Source organism: Sphingomonas piscis, from assembly GCF_011300455.1.
Classification (GTDB): domain Bacteria; phylum Pseudomonadota; class Alphaproteobacteria; order Sphingomonadales; family Sphingomonadaceae; genus Sphingomicrobium; species Sphingomicrobium piscis.
Map to the genome: position 1 here is coordinate 1,271,958 of NZ_CP049869.1, position 17,591 is coordinate 1,289,548.

The window sequence follows — 17,591 nt, forward strand, 5'->3', positions numbered from 1 at the left end:
CTTAGCTGGCCCGCTGCACCGTCGCCTTGACGATCTTGCCCGGCGTCCGCGGCGGCTCGCCCTTGGGAAGCGCGTCGACATGCTCCATGCCGCTCTCGACATTGCCCCAGACGGTATATTGCCGGTCGAGGAAGGTGGCTTCGTCGAAGACGATGAAGAACTGGCTGTTGGCACTGTTGGGATCGCTGGTCCGCGCCATCGAGCAGGCGCCGCGGGTGTGCGGCTCGGCGCTGAACTCCGCCTTCAGGTTCGGTAGCGGCGAGCCGCCCGTACCCGTGCCGGTCGGGTCGCCGCCCTGCGCCATGAAGCCGGGGATCACCCGGTGAAACACGACGCCGTCGTAGAAGCCCTGCTCCGCAAGCTCCGTAATCCGCGCCACGTGGCCGGGGCGAGGTCAGGCCGAAGCCGGATGACGACATCGCCGCCGCTGTCGAGGGAAAGGGTAAGGCGGTCGCCGTCGGCCATCGGAACATACTCCTGCAGTCAAAATCGGAAGGGCGCATGTAGGAGCCGTTCCCGCCTTGCGCCAGAGCGCCCCGCCAATAGAGCGGCCACGTCTGCAGCCGGGGAGTGGGTGATGAGCGAAAGCGAGCATATCGCCGCCTTGCCCCCGAGGTCGAGGACGAGACCCCGATGGACGCCGAAGACCGGCTTCGTCCGGAATTCGTCGACCGGGTCCTCGATGCCGTTGCCGACGGCGATGACGAGACCGCCCGGGAACTTGTCGAGCCGCTCCATCCCGCCGACGTCGCCGACCTGATCGAGCTCGCTGCCCGCGATGAGCGCGAGGGCCTGGTCCGGGCGCTCGCCGGCATCGTCGACGCCGACGTCGTTGCGGAAATGAACGAGCACGTCCGCGAGGCTTTGCTCGACGCGCTTGAGCCGCAGCAGGTCGCCGACCTCGCGGGACAGCTCGACACCGACGATGCCGTCGCAATCATCGAGGACCTCGAAGAGGACGAGCAGCGCGCCGTCCTCCGCGCCATGGAGCCGGACGACCGCGCCGCGATCGAGGAAGCGCTCACCTATCCGGAGGAGTCCGCCGGCCGCCTCATGCAGCGCGACCTGATCGCGGTGCCCGAACATTGGAACGTAGGTCAGGTCATCGACTATCTGCGCTCCGGCAAGGATCTGGCCGAAGACTTTTGGGAAGTTTTCGTCGTCGATCCCGGCCATCACCCGGTCGGCACCTGTAAGCTGTCCTCCATCCTGCGCGCGCCGCGCAAGATGCCTGTTTCGGACATCATGTTCGAAGAGCAGACATTGATTCCCGTCGACATGGATCAGGAGGACGTGGCGCTCCGCTTCCAGAAATATGCGCTCGTATCTGCGGCGGTGACGGACGGAACCGGGCGGCTGGTCGGGATGATCACGGTCGACGACATCGTCCACATCATCCAGGAAGAAGCGAGCGAGGACGCGCTGTTGCTGTCCGGCGTCGGCGAGGGCGACATCAACGAGCCGGTGACCGAAAGCTATCGTGCCCGCGTCCGCTGGCTGGTCGCAAACCTGCTTACCGCCTTGGTGACCGCTTTCGTCATCGCCAACTTCGAAGGGCTGATCGAGCGTTTCGCGATCCTCGTCGCGCTCGGCCCGATGGTGGCGGGGGTCGGAGGAAATGCGGGAACACAGACGCTCGCCGTTACCGTTCGCGCCATCGCGACAAACCAACTCACCGGCTCCAACCGCTGGCGCGCCGTTGGACGCGAAGTCCGCGTGGCACTGCTCAACGGCCTGACCATCGCGTGCCTGATCGGCGCCGGCGTTGCGATCGTCTTCGGGTTGATCTTCCACGACCCGTTGGCGCTTCCGCTCGGCGCGGTGATCGCCGCCGCGATGCTGACCAACATCATCGTCGCCGGGTGCGCGGGCGTGATGGTGCCTTTGACCCTGGAACGGGCGGGCGCCGACCCCGCAGTTGCCTCGTCCGTTTTCGTCACCATGGTTACGGACTCGGTCGGCTATTTCGCCGTCCTCGGCCTTGCAGCGGCATTCCTCCACATCGCCTAAACCATTGTCATTGCAGTGCTAAATGCACATGTTTGGCCTCGTGCCGACTCTGCATCTCACCAAGGTGGCATTCGCCTGCCCCGACTTGCCGCGCCTTCAGACCCGCATCGCCGGCCGGGTCGAGGCAGGCGAAGTTCGCGTCGTCACACGCATGCGCCCCAAGCGGGCGGCCGAGCTGATCGGAGGCTCGCTCTACTGGATCGTCAAGCACCGCATGATCGCCTGCCAGCAGATCCTACGCTTCGACGATCGCTCCGACGGGCGAATCGACATTGTCTGCTCGCCCGACTTGATGCCCATCATCCCGATCGCGCGCCGCGCCCACCAGGGTTGGCGATATTACGAGATCGATGCCCATGCCGCGCAAGATGTTGATGTTACTGGCTTAGGCGAATTGCCGCCCGCATTGTTCGGCAAGCTTGCCGAGCTTGCCCTCGTCTGACGCTTGTTCGCTTCCGGTTGCGGCGGTAACGGAGGGGGAAACCGCACCAAGGGAGGCTCCACATGATCACCGTCTCAACCGCCATCGACGCCAAAGTCGCCGAGCGCGCCATGCTGAGCCATCCCTTCTACCAAGCGTGGACCGAGGGCCGCCTGCCGCTGCAGACCCTGCGCGACTATGCCCGCCAATATTTCCACCATGTCGAGGCCTTCCCGCAGGCGGTCAGCGCCGTGCACAGCAACTGCCCCGACCGCGACGGCCGCCGCATGCTCGCCGAAAACCTGGCCGAGGAAGAAGGCCTGGACACTGGTAAGCAGGACCATGCCACATTGTGGATGATGTTCGCCTGCGGCCTCGGAGAGACCGAGGGCGCGGTGAAGTCGCAAAAGCTTAACCTGGAGACGCAGGCGCTGATTGACACCTTCCGCAAGCTGTCGCGTCAATCCTACGCCGCCGGTCTCGGCGCCCTCTACGCCTATGAAAGCCAGTTCCCGGGCGTCGCCTCGGCCAAGATCGACGGCCTTATCGAGCGCTACGATGTCAAGGACGACGAAACGCTGCGCTTCTTCGAGGTCCACAAGTCGGCCGACGTCGAACATAGCGCAGTCTGCCGCCAGCTGCTTGACCGTCTGCCGGAAGACCAGAAGCTCGAGGCGATCCGAGCCGGCGAAGAACTCGCCGGTGCGCTGTGGAACTTCCTCTCCGGCGTCGAAGCCTCCGCCGCCCTCCAGTAAGCCTTATTTGCAGCCCGTCACGCCAGCCGAGCCTTCGAGCCGGCTGGTGCAGGCGGGCCGCCCCTGAAGCACAATGTTCGCCGCCCCGCGGGCGGTGACCTTGGCCGTGTTGGTCGCGGTCAGCTCCACCTTTGCCGGACCGCTCGACAGAATGGTCGCGTCCTTGACACTAAGATCCGCCGCCTGAAGCATCGACGCGCCGTCGACCGACGTGGTCAGGGTCAATGCCTTGCCCGCAACATGGCTGGTGGCCGTGCCGACGAGCCCGATCCGAAGCTGGTCGACGTCCATCCTGCCAATGTCCGCCGACCCGGCTCCGGCGACCGAGAGATCGAATTTCAACCCCCGCACCTTGTCGATCAAGAGGCTTCCCGATCCGTTCACCAGGGCCGAGGCCAAGTCGTGCGTGCCGAGCGCGATTTCGACCGGCTTTTCCGGATCGCCCGGGTAGCCGCCCCAGGCCGCGCGGTCGGGCCGGACGATGAGGGTGCGTCCCTGGACGTCGATGCTGACGCCGTTGAGCGCTCGCGCGTCGCCGCGCACCTTCGCGAATGGTGCGACGTTGGTCGCCAGCGTGACCTTGAACGGGCCGTCGACGCGGATCTTGTCGAAGCCCGTAACCGTGAAGCTCCGCTCCGCCGCGCCGGCCGGAGCCGCGACAGCAAGCAAAAAAAAGGGCAGGAGGATGCGCATTCCACCCTCCTGCCCGAACGTGGTTAACGTGAAGCTAAGAGCAGCGGAAGTTGCCCGACCCCTTGTTCGTCACCTGGCACTTCGCGCCGCCTTTGATCTCGACATCGCCCGAGCCGAAAATCCGCACTTCCGCGGTGCCGCTGGCATAGGCCGCGATATTGCCCGACCCCTTGATGGTGGTGGATGCCGACTGGGCCTGGAGACCGGCTGCATCGATCTTGCCCGATCCGTTGATCGTCAGCTCCGCCGCATTCGTCCGGCCGGCGGCTGCGCGCACGTCGCCCGATCCGGTCACGACCGCTGCAAAGGATTGCACCTCGGCATGATCGACCGCGATGTCGCCCGAGCCGCGAATCGATGCCTCGAAGCGATCGCCCTGAACCTTGTCGACCTTGATGTCGCCCGATCCTGCCACCTCGGCACCGCGCAGGCTCGGCACGGTCACCTGCACCGTCACATGGCCGCTGCTGCCCCAGTTGATGTTGAACTGCCCGTCCTTGCGTGGACGGATGAACAGGCGGCCGCCCTCGACGACCACGTCCATCCTCTCAATGATATTCTCCGGCCCCTTGGCCGACACCGATACCGCGCCGCCTGTGCGCACGTCGACGTCATAGGGCCCGCTGACCTCGATCCGGTCGAAGTCGCCGACCGTGAAGCTGCGCGACGTCTCCGGCCCAGCATCCTGCGCCCCCGCATGATTGCACGCCGCCGTCATCAAGGCGCCGACGATCGCCCCGAACGTGGAAGTCTGCCGCATCGCATATCTCCTGCCTGTGTATTGCTGATGTAATACAGTCGGCCAGTGAGATCAAGGGCGGTCGCGAATGTCTGCCTTCGACCCATAGCGGACATTAGCGTTGGAGGAGGTAAGACGACTTCATGCTCTCGTATTCATAGAAGCCCAGCCGACCGGGGATGCACGAGACGAACGCTCCGTTGCCTATACCGATGATTGCTTCGAGCGCTTCCTTCAAAGGCATCTCTCGCCCATCCAAGTCGCTTCTAGCGGCGAAGACATAACAGGTTACGGGAGCGCCCCTCTTCCGCAGCATGGCTTCGACAGGGGCTAAGAACGCGTCGCTGCCTATCAGATGCTGCGCATAGCGAGGGTCGAGTCGAACAGCATGGTGCAGCAATGACCGAGCGTGCTCCCTGTGCTTCTCGCCCAACTCAAGTAGGGTCTCCATGCGTCGTCTGCTTGGTTCAGCGAGGAAGGCGAGGAAGCCTCTTTCGTGCTCGTTCATAGACTGACGGTGGCGCACGCAAGCGCCCCAATCAACAGCGTCCGCTTTCCCCAAAATGGTTACCGAATGCCCACCGCCCACTTTGCCGAGGCAAAAAGAAGCAGAATCACTCCTGCGATCACAATGCCAATGAATGCGAATTGGAAAGCTCGGAACCTTTCCGGACTCTCAGTCGAGTGATCGCCTGATAAGTCGCCAGGCGAAGACTGGGTGAGATGCATGAAGAACAGAGTGAGGAGGCCAACTACTAGAAGACCGAAACCCACGCCTGCCATCTGCCCTTGCTCCTCAGCTCACAACCCACATGAGATCACTAATCCATTTGGACGCCAGCAATGTAGCGCGAAGGTCCGCTTTCCACCCAAAGCAGACATTCACCCCCGATAACAAAAAGGGCGAGCCCTTGCGGACCCGCCCCTTTGCGTCACCAGGTGAACCGGCCGCTTACTCGGCGGCGGCTTCTTCCTTCGACTTGTGATGGATCACAGCCGCCTTGTTGAGGATCTCCAGGATCTTCTTCAGCGCGGTCGGCTCATCGACCTGCTCCATCGCGGCGAGCTCACGCGCCAAGCGCGAGGAGGCCGCCTCGAAGATCTGCCGTTCCGAATAGCTCTGCTCCGGCGCATCGTCCGGACGGAACAGGTCGCGGGTCACTTCGGCGATCGACGTCAGGTCGCCCGAGTTGATCTTCGCCTCATATTCTTGGGCACGCCGCGACCACATGGTGCGCTTCACCTTGGGCTTGCCCTTCAGCGTTTCCAGCGCGTCCTTCATCGTCTTGTCCGACGACAGCTTGCGCATGCCGACCGAGTCCGCCTTCGCGACGGGCACGCGAAGCGTCATTTTTTCCTTTTCGAAACGCAGAACATAGAGGTCGAGACGGGTCCCGGCGATCTCGGTGCTTTGCAGTTCTACGACGCGGCCAACACCGTGCTTGGGGTATACGACATAATCGCCAACGTCGAAGCTAAGCGCCTTTGCAGCCATTACTCACCTTTCTGAATTCAGACGGACTTTGAGCCGACACAACCCGTATCGTCCCCCAAAACGACCCGTGGTCGCGGCTGCCCGTCTGTGTGTGGTTCCTGCTAACGACCGCTTCTTGTGAATCGGCAAGCGGCCTGATGTGACAATTATATAGCAGAAATTAAATCAAATTGCCAGTCCGAGCTGGGCCGGTGCGCTTGGCTCTTCATCCGTCAGATTGTGAAGCCCAAGACCCAACAACCTTATGCCCTTCGGCACCGGCAAAAGGGCGGTTAACAGCCCTTGACCCGCCGCCAGGAATGCCCCCTTGTCCGTGACCGGCGCGCCGAAGCTCTTTGATCGGCTGATGATCGTGAAGTCCCCATATTTCACCTTCAGCGTCACGGTCCTCCCTGCGGCCTCCGCCCGCTCGATCCGCTCCCACGCATAGCCAGCGACACGCTCCAGCTCGGCCATCAGGGCCTCAGGTTCGCTGATATCCTCGTTGAAGGTCCGTTCGGCGCTCACCGACTTGCGCCCGCGCTCCGACCGGACTTCCCGCTCGTCGATGCCGCGGCAGATGCGCCAGTACCAGCTCGCCGAGCTACCGAAATGCGCCTCCAGCTCCGGCATGGTCCACCGCTGCAGGTCGGCGCCTGTGTGGATTCCCAGCCGCTCCATCTTCGCCGCGGTGACCGGCCCCACCCCATGGAAGCGGCTGACCGGCAGCGATGCGACGAACTCCGCCCCTTTGTCTGGCGTGATCACGCAAAGACCATCCGGCTTGCGGTGGTCGGAAGCCAGCTTGGCGATGAACTTGCAATAGGACACGCCGGCCGACGCGGTCAGCTGAGTCTCTTCCTTGATGCGCCGCCTGATCTCCTCCGCAATCGCCCGCGCGCTACCCAACTGGTGCCGGTCCTCGGTGACGTCGAGATAGGCTTCGTCGAGGCTCAGCGGTTCGATTTTGTCCGTGAAGTCGGCAAAGATGTCCCGGATCTGCAGCGATACCGAGCGGTAGACGTCGAAGCGCGGCTTGACGAAGATCAGCTCCGGGCATCGGCGCTTGGCGGTGACCGACGGCATCGCCGACCGCACCCCATATTTGCGCGCCTCATAGGACGACGCCGCCACGACCCCGCGATGCCCTCCGCCGACCGCGACCGGCTTGCCCCGAAGCGCCGGATCGTCGCGCTGCTCCACCGACGCGTAGAAAGCGTCCATGTCGACGTGGATGATCTTGCGGGTCGGATTGTGAGTTTCTGTCACTCGCGCGACTTTGCAATGGCGGCGCACATCTGCTTAAGGCCGCGCGTCATGAACATCCACGAATATCAAGCCAAAGAGCTGCTCGCCAAGTTCGGTGTCCCGGTCCCGGCCGGTTACGCCGCCATGTCCGCCGACGAAGCCGCCGAAGCGGCCGGCAAGCTGCCCGGGCCGCTCTGGGTCGTAAAGGCGCAGATTCACGCCGGCGGTCGCGGCAAGGGCAAGTTCAAGGAGCTCGGCCCCGACTCGAAAGGCGGCGTCCGCCTCGCCAAGTCGGTTGAGGAAGTCCGCGCCCATGCCGAAGAGATGCTCGGCAAGACTCTGGTCACCATCCAGACAGGCGACGCCGGCAAGGAAGTGCAGCGCCTCTACATTACCGACGGTGTGGACATCGCCAAGGAATTCTATCTCGCCTTGCTCGTCGATCGTGAGACCGGCCGCATTGCGATCGTCGCTTCCACCGAAGGCGGTATGGATATCGAAGCCGTGGCGCATGATAGCCCTGAGAAGATCGAGACGCTGACCATCGATCCGGCGACCGGCCTGATGCCGCACCACGGCCGTGCCGTTGCAGCCGCGCTCGGCCTTACCGGCGACCTCGCCAAGCAGGCGCAGAACGTGCTCGCCAAGCTTTACGACGCGTTCCTCGGCACCGACGCCTCGCAGATCGAGATCAATCCGCTGGCCGTTACCGACGATGGCAAGCTGATGGTCCTCGACGCTAAGGTCGGCTTCGATTCCAATGCCATGTTCCGCCACAAGGATCTGGCCGAGTTGCGCGACCTCACCGAAGAGGATCCGATGGAGATCGAGGCGTCCAAGTACGACCTTGCCTACATCAAGCTCGACGGCGACATCGGCTGCATGGTCAACGGCGCCGGCCTTGCGATGGCGACCATGGACATCATCAAGCTGAACGGTGCCTTCCCGGCCAACTTCCTCGACGTCGGCGGCGGCGCCTCCAAAGAAAAGGTCACCGCGGCGTTCAAGATCATCCTCAGCGATCCGGCGGTGAAGGGCATCCTCGTCAACATCTTTGGCGGGATCATGAAGTGCGACATCATCGCCGACGGCATCGTCGCCGCCGCGCGTGAAGTGAACCTCAACGTGCCTTTGGTCGTCCGCCTCGAAGGCACCAACGTCCAGCAGGGCAAGGACATTCTCGCATCGTCCGGCCTGCCCATCGTCGCCGCAAACGACCTCGGCGACGCCGCGCAGAAGATCGTTGCGGAGGTCAAGAAGGCCGCTTGAGGCAAGAGCGTCAGGAAGGGCATTGCCGCTGCGGGGCCGTTCGCTTCGCGGTCACCGGCAAGCCCATCCTGACCTTTGCCTGCCACTGCACCGGTTGCCAGCGGATGAGCAGCAGCGCCTTTTCGCTCAGTAGCCTTTATCCAGCCGTTCAATTTGAGCAGCTGTCTGGCGAAACGGACATCGGTGGCCTGAAAGGCGGCACCCGGCACAGCTTCTGCGCCTCCTGCCTCAGCTGGCTGTGGACCGTTCCCGAAGGGCTCGACGATTACGTCAACATCCGCTCACCCATGCTGGAGGACGCGTCGGGACGCCGGGCCTTCCTCGACTGCTGGTTGACCGAAAAGCTTCCCTGGGCCAGCAGCGGCGCATGCAAAAGGTACGACACAGTGCCTGAACCCCATGAGTTCGAAGCCCTCGCCGCGGAATATGCGGCGTGGGATGGAGAGGTAACACCATGAAGCTGCTGGTCGCGGTCAAACGCGTCATCGACTATAACGTCAAACCACGGGTGAAGATGGACGGCTCCGGCGTCGATCTCGCCAACGTCAAGATGAGCATGAACCCCTTCGACGAGATCGCCGTCGAGGAGGCCATTCGTCTCAAGGAAAAGGGCGTCGCGACCGAAGTCGTCGCCGTCTCCATCGGCCCGGCCAAGGCGCAGGAAACGCTCCGCACTGCGCTGGCCATGGGCGCCGACCGCGCCATCCTCGTCACCACGGATGAGGAGGTTGAGCCGCTCGCCGTCGCCAAGATCCTCGCCAAGATTGCCGCCGAGGAGCAGCCCGGCATGGTGATCCTCGGCAAGCAGGCGATCGACGACGACAGCAACCAGACCGGCCAGATGCTCGCCGCCCTGCTCGGCTGGCCACAAGGCACCTTCGCCTCCAAGGTCGAGCCGTCGGCCGAGACCGTCAACGTCACGCGCGAGGTCGATGGCGGCCTGGAGACGGTGCAGCTGAAGCTCCCGGCGGTGGTCACCACCGATCTCCGCCTCAACGAGCCGCGCTATGCCTCGCTGCCCAACATCATGAAGGCCAAGTCCAAGCCCCTCGCCAACCGCACCGCGGACGAGCTCGGCGTCGACATCACCCGCCGCCTCGAAACGCTGAAGGTCAGCGAACCCTCGAAGCGCCAAGCGGGCGTGAAGGTCGGGAGCGTCGACGAGTTAGTCGACAAGTTGCGCGAAGTGGGAGTGGTCGGATGAAGTGCCTCGTTCTCGTTGAACATGAAGGCGGGCAACTCAAGGACGCCACCCTCGCCGCCGTCACTGCCGCTGCCAGGCTTGGCGAAGTCCATCTGCTGGTCGCGGGGTCTGATGTTGGCCCGGTCGCCGAGCAGGCTGCGAGGATCGCGGGCGTTGGTAAGGTCCACGTCGGCGACGACGCCGCCTTCCAGCATGCGCTTGCCGAGAATGTCGCGCCGCTCGCCGTCCAGCTGATGGAAAGCCACGACGTCTTCCTCGCCGCGGCGACCACCACCGGCAAGAACATCGCCCCGCGCATCGCCGCTCTGCTCGACGTCATGCAAGTCAGCGACATTCTCTCGGTCGAGAGCGAAGACACCTTCACGCGCCCCATCTACGCCGGCAACGCCATTGCCACCGTGCGCTCGTCGGATGCCAAGAAGGTCATCACCGTCCGCACCACCGCCTTCGAGAAGGCGGACGCCGAGGGCGGCTCCGGTACTATCGAGCAAGTCGGCGGCGGTTCGAACGTAGGCTTGTCCACCTTCGTCGGCCTCGAAGCCGAACATAGCGAGCGGCCCGAGCTGACCAGCGCCAAGTTCATCGTCTCGGGCGGCCGGGCACTTGGCAGCGCGGAGCAGTTCCACGCTCTCATCGACCCGCTTGCCGACAAGCTCGGCGCCGCCGTCGGTGCCAGCCGCGCCGCGGTCGATGCCGGTTATGCACCCAACGACTATCAGGTCGGCCAGACCGGCAAGATCGTCGCCCCCGACCTCTACATCGCGGTCGGCATCTCCGGCGCCATCCAGCACCTGGCGGGCATGAAGGATGCAAAAACCATCGTCGCCATCAACAAGGACGAGGACGCCCCCATCTTCCAGATCGCCGACGTCGGCCTGGTCGGGGATCTCTTCAAGATCGTGCCGGAGCTAACCGAAAAGTTGTGAGGCCCCGGTCTTGAGCTTGGTCGACACGGGAGCTGCCTATTTCCCCGCGGTGCTGAGTTCGTCCGATCTCAAGCGGCTCGCAGCGTTGTTTCCCGCTATACCGCTGGCCTGCGGCTTACAAAATCCGACCTCAGCGGAGTGGCGGACCTGATTACGGTTTCGGGCGATGTCGGGTCGATTGCCGGCGCCTTGCTTGGACCCGAGGCTCGCCCGCGCCGAGCGCTGCTGCTCGACAAGTCGCCGGAGGTGAACTGGCGTCTTGGTTGGCATCAGGACCGCACGATATCCGTGCAACGGCGCATCGATGTTCCCGGCTTCACCGCATGGTCGGTGAAGTCTGGCCAGCTGCACGTCCAGCCGCCCCAAGAAATCACACAGCGTATGATTACCCTCCGCATACATCTGGACCGCGTTGATCAGGACAATGCCCCGCTTCGTGTTCTCGCAGGTTCGCATCGGCTTGGTCGACTGACCAATGAACAAGTGGAAAAAGCTGCGACCGACCTAGCGGAGGTGGTGTGTTTGGCTGAAGCGGGAGATGTTTGGGCGTACAATACGGCCATCGTTCATGCATCAGGCGAGCAGCAAAGCGGAGGCAGGCGCCGAGTCTTGCAACTCGACTATTCTGCTGACGAGCTACCCGGCGGTCTCGAATGGGCCGTCGGCGAAGATTACCTCTATGACTAACGCTTCGCCCGCAAATCACTCGGCAGCGTCGGCTCGCTAATGATCTGTTCGAACCGCTTCCATCGCGCCGCCTCGCCCTGGCGGCTCTCGACATCGGCCCGGACCATGTCCTGGCCGAGGCCGTAGTTGATCACATAGGTCCGGTACTGCTTGGTGAAGCTCACCGACTGCTTGGCTCGCGCCTCGCTCATCAGCTGGTACTTGCGGGTGAGCGCCACTGCTTCCGCCTCGCTGATCCTGCCGTTAAGAAACTCGCGAGCGATGGTCATCCGGGCGCCGCCGAGCTTCTTGGTTGCTTCCAAAAGCGCGTCGTAGCGGTCGGCATCCGCCGTCGGCAGACCGGCGAGCGGGTAGAGCGTGCGCGTTTCGAACTGGACCTTGCGCTTGCCCGGAAAGGCCAGCTCGACGCCGTAATTGGCCGAGCCTTCCGCGATGATCGCCTGCGGGGAGAAGAGCGGGAAGACGCTGTCTTCAATCCACCCACGGCCGCGCGTCAGCTTCTGTTCCAGCAACGAATTCAGCGAATGGTGCCCGGGATAGCCCTCATGGCAGCCGAGATCGACGGCACGGCTGATCCGGATCGGCAGGTCGGTGTTGACCTCGATCTTGGAATGATAGCCGCCCTGATAGTAATTATAGCCCGACCAGCTCTTGCCGGTGACGAAGGCCAGGTCGAACCGCTCGCCCGGTGGCATCCTGAAATGGCTCAGCGTCTCGGCGCGGCAACCTGCAATCGCGGCATCGAACACCGGCTTCAGCCGATCCTTGGGAATGGTGAAGCGGTTCTGGAAAGCGTCGACGCGGTCGCCGATCGGACCGGTGCCGGGCACCAGCCGCTCGATCTCCGCCACCACGGGATCGTAGAAGGACAAGGGCTTGAGATCGGGCACGACGCCGAACAACCCCCGCGCCTCCTCGTCGAAGCTCAACTTCTCGCCCTGCAGCATTCGCAGCCGCGTGTCGGCCGCAGTCAGCTGGGCAGCCAGGAAGCGGGCGCGGCGTGCATCCGGGCCGGCACCGGGCCTGCTCAGCCTCGCCACGCGTGCGCTGAGCGCCCGAGTCGCCGAGCGTAGTGCGGCAAGGTTCGAGCGCTTCGCCAGCGCCTGGCCCTGCGCCTTCAGCGCCGCCGGTCCGTAGTAAGCGTCGATATAGCCCTCTTCCTTTTCGCCGATGGCGAGTTGGAGTACGACGTAGTCGCGGGCCACCGCGTTCAAACTGTCCGGCCGCCGCTGCGCTCCTGCGGGCTGGAGGAAGGTCGCGGCAACAAGGGCCGAAATCAGCAACTTCTTCACGAACGTTCCTCCACATCCTCGCCGAAAATCTCACGAGCTTCGGCATCATCACCGGCAAGGGCCGGCACCGTTTTCACGAACCGCAGCACTGCAAAGCCCGCAACCGCCGACAGCAGGGACCCGGCCAGCGTCCCGATCTTCGCTGCCTCCACCTTATCCGGCTCGCCCGGAAAGGCGAGCGCGCCGATGAACAAGCTCATCGTGAAGCCAACGCCGCAGAGCAGAGACGCCCCGTAAATCTGGGTCCAACGCGTGCCAGGCGGCTGCACCGATCCCGTCAGCTTCACCGTCAGCCACACCGCCGCGAAGACGCCAAGCTGCTTTCCGACGAACAGGCCCAAAGCGATCCCCAACGGCAGCGCGCCCGAAAGTGCGGCTGCCCCGCCGAAATGAACCCCGGCGCTTGCCAGTCCGAACAGCGGCATGATCCCGAACATCACCCAGGGGTGAATGGCATGCTCCAGATGCCGAAGAGGCGATTGCGGTTCGCCTCGCCCGAGCGGAATGGTGAGCGCTGCCACCACTCCGGCAATGGTCGCATGAATGCCGCTCGCCAGCATCGCCAGCCACAGCAGGGCGAACCCGACCAGGAAGGGCCACAGCCGCCGCACCCCGAACAGGCTCATCAGCGCCATCGCGCCGGTGATCGCCAGCGCAATGCCGATCGCAGTTGCATCGAGGTCTGCGGTGTAGGCGACCGCGATGATGATCACCGCGCCGATGTCGTCGACGATGGCGATCGCAACCAGCAGAAGCTTGAGCGACGGGCTCGCTCGGTCGCCAAGCAATGCCAGCACTCCGACGGCAAAGGCAATGTCGGTCGCCGAGGGGATCGCCCACCCGGGCGCGAGCGCGGGATCGAAGCCCGTTACCGCAAGATAGATCAGCGCTGGCACCGCCATCCCCGCCGCGGCTGCGACGATGGGCAGCCGCCGTTCGGCGGGCGTCGAAAGCCGCCCTTCGAACCACTCCCGCTTCACCTCCAGCCCGACGAGCAGGAAGAAGATCGCCATCAACCCATCGGCAACCCATTCGTGGACCGTCGGCACGCCCAGTCGCGGCAGGGAGGGGCCGAGGTGAAGGTGGAGAATGCGATCATAGCCGCCGGCAGCTGGACCGTTGGCGAGCAGCAGCGCGGCGGCAGCGGCAGCCATCAGCAGCAGACCCGCGCGCTTTTCCGAGCGCTGAATGTCCCCCGCGTCCGCCATGGCCGCGACCTTAGCCGCCGCTTTCGCGCGGCGCTATGCCGGGAAGCGGGCTATCCCGGACGCGCGCAGGTCCAGCGTCCGCACCTGTCCTCGATAGCGGATCGGCACCTTGGCATGCGGCGGCCCCTTGACCGTCATCGTCGCCAGCGCCCGGTCACGCCAAGAGAGGTCCACCGTCAGCCCGCCCTTGGCCCGGATGCCTCGAACGCTGCCGCTGGGCCAGGCCTGAGGCAGGGCAGCCAGGGGCCTCAGCTCGCCGCCCCAGCTTTGCAGGATCATTTCCATGATCGCCGCCGCGCCGCCGAAATTCCCGTCGATCTGAAAGGGCGGATGCGCGTCGAACATGTTGGGATAGGTGCGCTTGGGGCCGAGCAGGCCCTTGAGGATGTCATGCGCATGGTCTCCGTCGCCGAGCCGTGCCCACAGGCAGGCGCGCCATGCCGTCGCCCAGCCGGTCGCAAGATCGCCGCGCGTCCGGAGCGTGACCTTGACCGCTTCCGCGAGTGCCGGCGTGTCGCGGACGTTGACCTGTTCGCTGGGATAGACGGCATAGAGTTGGGACACGTGCCGATGCTGCTGCTCGGGGGCGAGGTCGTCCCAATCCTCCAGCCACTCCTGGAACTGGCCGCTCTTGCCGACCCGGTCGGGCGAAAGCCGCGCTCTCGCCGACGCAATCTGGCCAAGCAAAGGCTCGTTCTTGCCGAGCTCCTTGGCCACGGCAGTTGTAAAGTCGAATAGGTCGCGGACGATCTGGCGGTCCATCGCCGGCCCGGAGCAGAGTGCAGTCCCAAACGGGTGCGGGTTTTCCGGTGACACGGATGGGGAGGTGACGAGCCCGCGCCCTTTGGGATCCTCAACCAGCGCATCGAGGAAGAACAGAGCCGCTCCCCGCATCAGAGGATAGAGCCGATCGAGCAGGCGCGGGTCGCGGCTATATTCCCAGTGCTGGTAGAGCGTCGTGCACAGCCAGGCGCCACCGCATGGCCACAGCCCCCATTGCGGCCCGTCGATCGGCGCCGCCGCCCGCCAGATATCGGTATTATGGTGCGCGACCCAGCCCCGCGCGCCGTACATCGTCTTGGCCGTCGCTGCGCCGCGGACGCTCAGTTCTTCGACCATCCGCAGCAGGGGCTCGACGGTGACCGCCAGGTTCGCCGGATCGGCCGGCCAGTAGTTCATCTCCGTGTTGATGTTGATCGTATATTTGCTTCCCCACGGCGGCTCGGTGCCCTCGTTCCAGATGCCTTGGAGGTTCGCCGGCTGTGTGCCCGGTCGTGACGAGGCGATCAGCAAGTAACGGGCGTACTGAAGATAAAGGGCGGCGAGCGCAGGGTCTTCCTTGCTCTCCGACCGCACGATCCGGCGGTCGGTTGTCAGCCCGGTGGGCGCACTTCCCAGGTCGATCGAGAAGCGGTCGAACAAGGCACGATGGTCCGCGACATGCACGCGGCGGAGAGCAGCGAAGGACTTGCCCGTGGCCCCCCGCATCCGATCCCTGACGATCGCCTCGGGATCTCCACCGATATCGTCGAAGCGCTGAAAAGAGGTGGCGGCGGTCACGAGCAAGGTGACGCTCCGCGCGCCAGTAATGCGCAACTGGCCGCCGCTTGCCACCAACTTGCCGTCTGTGACGATCTGCGCGAGCAACGCATAGCTCAGCCCACCCTCGACGCCAGCGGCTGCCCCATTCTTGCCGACGATCAGGAGCTGGTTGCCTGTGGCGGTGACCGCAGCACCATGGGTGTCCGCAGGATCCGCGACTTTCCCCAACCAGTCGGCGGCACGACCGTGGTCGACGCCCGTAGCGGTGCCTTGGAAATCCGAGGGCCGCAGAGAGATTTTGCGAGGACCGCGATAGGAAAGCGCGAAGCCGATCCGCTGCTTGCCGGTGGCGCTCATGTGCAGGGCGATGAGCTGGTCCGGTGCCGATGCGAAGGCTTCGCGAACGATCTGCCCGGACGCGGCCGAATAGGTCGTGCGCTGGACGGCATCCGCCAGGTCCAGCCGACGCTCGTAGCGCCGCGGCGCCGACGGATCGTCGAAGGTCAGGAACAGGTCGCCCAGCGTGCCGTACGGCATCTGGGTCAGCGGCTTGGCCATCATCTTTGCGCTGGCGAGCTTCTCCGCATCCTTGAAGCGGCCGGCATCGATTAGCCGGCGCACCTCCGGCAGCGCGGCGAGTGCCTCGGGATTGTCGGGTGTATAAGGTCGGCCCGCCCACAGCGTGTCTTCATTCAGTTGCAGCCGTTCCTGCGCGACCCCGCCGAACAGCATCGCGCCCATCCGCCCATTGCCGATTGGCAGGGCCTGCACCCAGGCCTCCGCCGGCCGGTCGTAGCGAAGCGCCAGCGCATCCTTGTCGTTGCGGGCCGAAGCCGTCTGCGCGGCCGATGCTTGGGCGGCGAGCGGCAGCGCCGCCGACGCGCCAAGAAAAGACCGCCGGCCTAAGCGAAAAACATCCTTCTCCATGGCCGCAGCCTAACGGCTGCCGCCGCCGCCGCAAGCGTGGCTAGCGCACGTGCTCGGGCTTACCCTTGCGCTTGGTCGACGCCATCTTTTCCAGCTCTTTTTCGCTCATGCTGTCCGCCATCTGCTTGGACGCGCCCTTGAGCTTCGACTTGGGCGTGTCACCGCGCTTGGCCGACAAAGCGGCGCCCGCGGCCTTCTGCTGCGCTCCGGATTTAGCAGGCATGCTTGATCTCCTTCGTCGCTTTAACGCACGAGCAACGCGTCGGCTTCCTCTTGCGCAAGGCAGCGCATCGCCGCACACTTCTCACGCCGGATCACTTGGGAGTGATCGATGTTGAACCGTCTCATCCTTGGTCTAGCCGCAGCCGCCTTGGGCGCCGCGGGCGCGGGGGCTGCTCCAACGTCCCGCGACCAATTCTCCTGCGAACCGATCAGCGGGTTGCAACAGCTTTTGGAGCGTCCCGGGCTGCGCTGGATCATTGTCGGGGAGCAGCACGGCACGAACGAAATGCCCGCGGCCTTTGTCGACATCGTATGTCACGCCGCAACGTCTAAGCGGCCGGTTGTCGTGGCCGTGGAACGACCGGAAGGAGAGCAGGCGGCTATCGACGCCTACATGGAATCGGACGGCGGTCCCAAGGCCATAGCCGCGCTGACCGCAAGCGAGATGTGGCATGACAAACAAATGCAAGACGGCCGCGGAAGCCAGGCGTATCTCCAGATGCTCGATGAGCTTCGGAGACTCCACCACCGTGGTGTCGTCGAGCGGGTGGTGGCGTTTCAACCTTGGCGCCCGGCGCTCGAAATGGCGAAGTATGAGGAAACAATGGCGCAGATCCTTCAATCTGCTTCCTCCGATCCGAACCAGATGGTTCTCGCGTTTGTCGGCAATTGTCATGCCGCTCGACTGCCGCTCTGCCGCGACAAACCGGCGGCTGCCTACCTGCCATCGTCTGAACGACTAACCATCAACGTGGACGGCAGCGGCGGGACTGTTTGGAATTGCATCGTGCTGGAAGGCAAGCTCAAGTGCGGTTCCCGCGGTCTGGGGACGGCCAAGCCGCCCCATGCCCCTCGCATTGAGCTGATGGAGGATCCAAAAGCGCACTATGACGCGGTGCTGCTCCTCGGCGGTCCGCTAAGCGCTTCTCCGCCCGCAGTTGCGAAGATGGATGAACCGACTTCGCCCTAGCGGC

At 64.3% G+C, this 17,591-nt stretch carries 17 protein-coding genes and 1 pseudogene; 9 read left to right on the forward strand and 9 right to left on the reverse strand.

Annotated elements, in window-relative coordinates; all coding sequences use genetic code 11:
* Position 1: 1 nt before the first annotated feature.
* Positions 2-465, reverse strand: a pseudogene (locus tag G7077_RS06240) (peptidylprolyl isomerase).
* 168 nt (positions 466-633) lie between these two features.
* On the opposite strand from G7077_RS06240, the gene mgtE reads away from it, so the two are divergent.
* From mgtE to G7077_RS06255, 3 genes are all read left to right on the forward strand, one after another.
* The gene (gene mgtE, locus G7077_RS06245) at positions 634-2,010 is read left to right on the forward strand and encodes a magnesium transporter (protein ID WP_166412365.1); all 1,377 of its coding nucleotides are present in this window, start codon (positions 634-636) and stop codon (positions 2,008-2,010) included.
* Positions 2,011-2,032: 22 nt separating this feature from the next.
* A complete protein-coding gene (locus tag G7077_RS06250) occupies positions 2,033-2,452 on the forward strand; it encodes a DUF1489 family protein (protein ID WP_246167447.1) in 420 nt (139 codons plus the stop codon).
* Positions 2,453-2,514: 62 nt separating this feature from the next.
* Positions 2,515-3,186, forward strand: coding sequence for a CADD family putative folate metabolism protein (locus tag G7077_RS06255; RefSeq protein ID WP_166410952.1), 672 nt, complete (start codon positions 2,515-2,517; stop codon positions 3,184-3,186).
* A 3-nt stretch (positions 3,187-3,189) separates the two neighbouring features.
* On the opposite strand, the gene G7077_RS06260 is transcribed toward G7077_RS06255, so the two are convergent.
* The 4 genes from G7077_RS06260 to dinB form a co-directional block, all read right to left on the reverse strand.
* A complete protein-coding gene (locus tag G7077_RS06260) occupies positions 3,190-3,879 on the reverse strand; it encodes a GIN domain-containing protein (protein ID WP_166410953.1) in 690 nt (229 codons plus the stop codon).
* A gap of 34 nt (positions 3,880-3,913) precedes the next feature.
* Entirely contained in the window at positions 3,914-4,639 is a 726-nt protein-coding gene (locus G7077_RS06265; protein ID WP_166410954.1) for a head GIN domain-containing protein, read from the reverse strand.
* A gap of 931 nt (positions 4,640-5,570) precedes the next feature.
* Positions 5,571-6,113 (reverse strand): CarD family transcriptional regulator, encoded by a 543-nt coding sequence (locus tag G7077_RS06270; protein ID WP_166410955.1) that lies wholly within the window; start codon positions 6,111-6,113, stop codon positions 5,571-5,573.
* Positions 6,114-6,278: 165 nt separating this feature from the next.
* Positions 6,279-7,316, reverse strand: coding sequence for a DNA polymerase IV (gene dinB, locus G7077_RS06275; RefSeq protein WP_246167508.1), 1,038 nt, complete (start codon positions 7,314-7,316; stop codon positions 6,279-6,281).
* 93 nt (positions 7,317-7,409) lie between these two features.
* Here dinB and sucC point away from each other — a divergent pair, with 93 nt between their 5' ends.
* The 5 genes from sucC (at position 7,410) to G7077_RS06300 (ending at position 11,426) form a co-directional block, all read left to right on the forward strand.
* A complete protein-coding gene (gene sucC / locus G7077_RS06280; RefSeq protein WP_166410957.1) occupies positions 7,410-8,609 on the forward strand; it encodes an ADP-forming succinate--CoA ligase subunit beta in 1,200 nt (399 codons plus the stop codon).
* Positions 8,606-9,067, forward strand: coding sequence for a GFA family protein (locus G7077_RS06285; RefSeq protein ID WP_206367708.1), 462 nt, complete (start codon positions 8,606-8,608; stop codon positions 9,065-9,067). Before sucC ends, G7077_RS06285 begins: the two co-directional genes overlap by 4 nt.
* Positions 9,064-9,813, forward strand: coding sequence for an electron transfer flavoprotein subunit beta/FixA family protein (locus tag G7077_RS06290; protein WP_166410958.1), 750 nt, complete (start codon positions 9,064-9,066; stop codon positions 9,811-9,813). The genes G7077_RS06285 and G7077_RS06290 overlap by 4 nt, the downstream gene beginning before the upstream one ends.
* Complete coding sequence (locus G7077_RS06295; protein ID WP_166410959.1) at positions 9,810-10,739, forward strand: electron transfer flavoprotein subunit alpha/FixB family protein; 930 nt, start codon at positions 9,810-9,812, stop codon at positions 10,737-10,739. Before G7077_RS06290 ends, G7077_RS06295 begins: the two co-directional genes overlap by 4 nt.
* 138 nt (positions 10,740-10,877) lie before the next feature.
* Positions 10,878-11,426: a phytanoyl-CoA dioxygenase family protein gene (locus G7077_RS06300; protein ID WP_206367709.1), complete on the forward strand. Its 549-nt coding sequence runs from the start codon at positions 10,878-10,880 to the stop codon at positions 11,424-11,426.
* Here G7077_RS06300 and G7077_RS06305 read toward each other — a convergent pair.
* From G7077_RS06305 to G7077_RS06320, 4 genes are read right to left on the reverse strand one after another with little or no spacing between them, the layout of a single operon-like run.
* Positions 11,423-12,718, reverse strand: a complete 1,296-nt coding sequence (locus G7077_RS06305) for a hypothetical protein (RefSeq protein WP_206367710.1) — start codon at positions 12,716-12,718, stop codon at positions 11,423-11,425. The two genes, G7077_RS06300 and G7077_RS06305, sit on opposite strands and share 4 nt — an antisense overlap.
* Complete coding sequence (gene nhaA, locus G7077_RS06310) at positions 12,715-13,926, reverse strand: Na+/H+ antiporter NhaA (protein WP_166410960.1); 1,212 nt, start codon at positions 13,924-13,926, stop codon at positions 12,715-12,717. The genes G7077_RS06305 and nhaA overlap by 4 nt, the downstream gene beginning before the upstream one ends.
* Positions 13,927-13,959: 33 nt before the next feature.
* A complete protein-coding gene (locus tag G7077_RS06315; RefSeq protein ID WP_166410961.1) occupies positions 13,960-16,395 on the reverse strand; it encodes a glycoside hydrolase family 95 protein in 2,436 nt (811 codons plus the stop codon).
* Positions 16,396-16,435: 40 nt separating this feature from the next.
* Positions 16,436-16,618: a DUF3008 family protein gene (locus tag G7077_RS06320; RefSeq protein ID WP_166410962.1), complete on the reverse strand. Its 183-nt coding sequence runs from the start codon at positions 16,616-16,618 to the stop codon at positions 16,436-16,438.
* A gap of 108 nt (positions 16,619-16,726) precedes the next feature.
* On the opposite strand from G7077_RS06320, the gene G7077_RS06325 reads away from it, so the two are divergent.
* Positions 16,727-17,587, forward strand: coding sequence for a hypothetical protein (locus G7077_RS06325; RefSeq protein ID WP_166410963.1), 861 nt, complete (start codon positions 16,727-16,729; stop codon positions 17,585-17,587).
* The last annotated feature ends 4 nt before the right edge of the window (positions 17,588-17,591 follow it).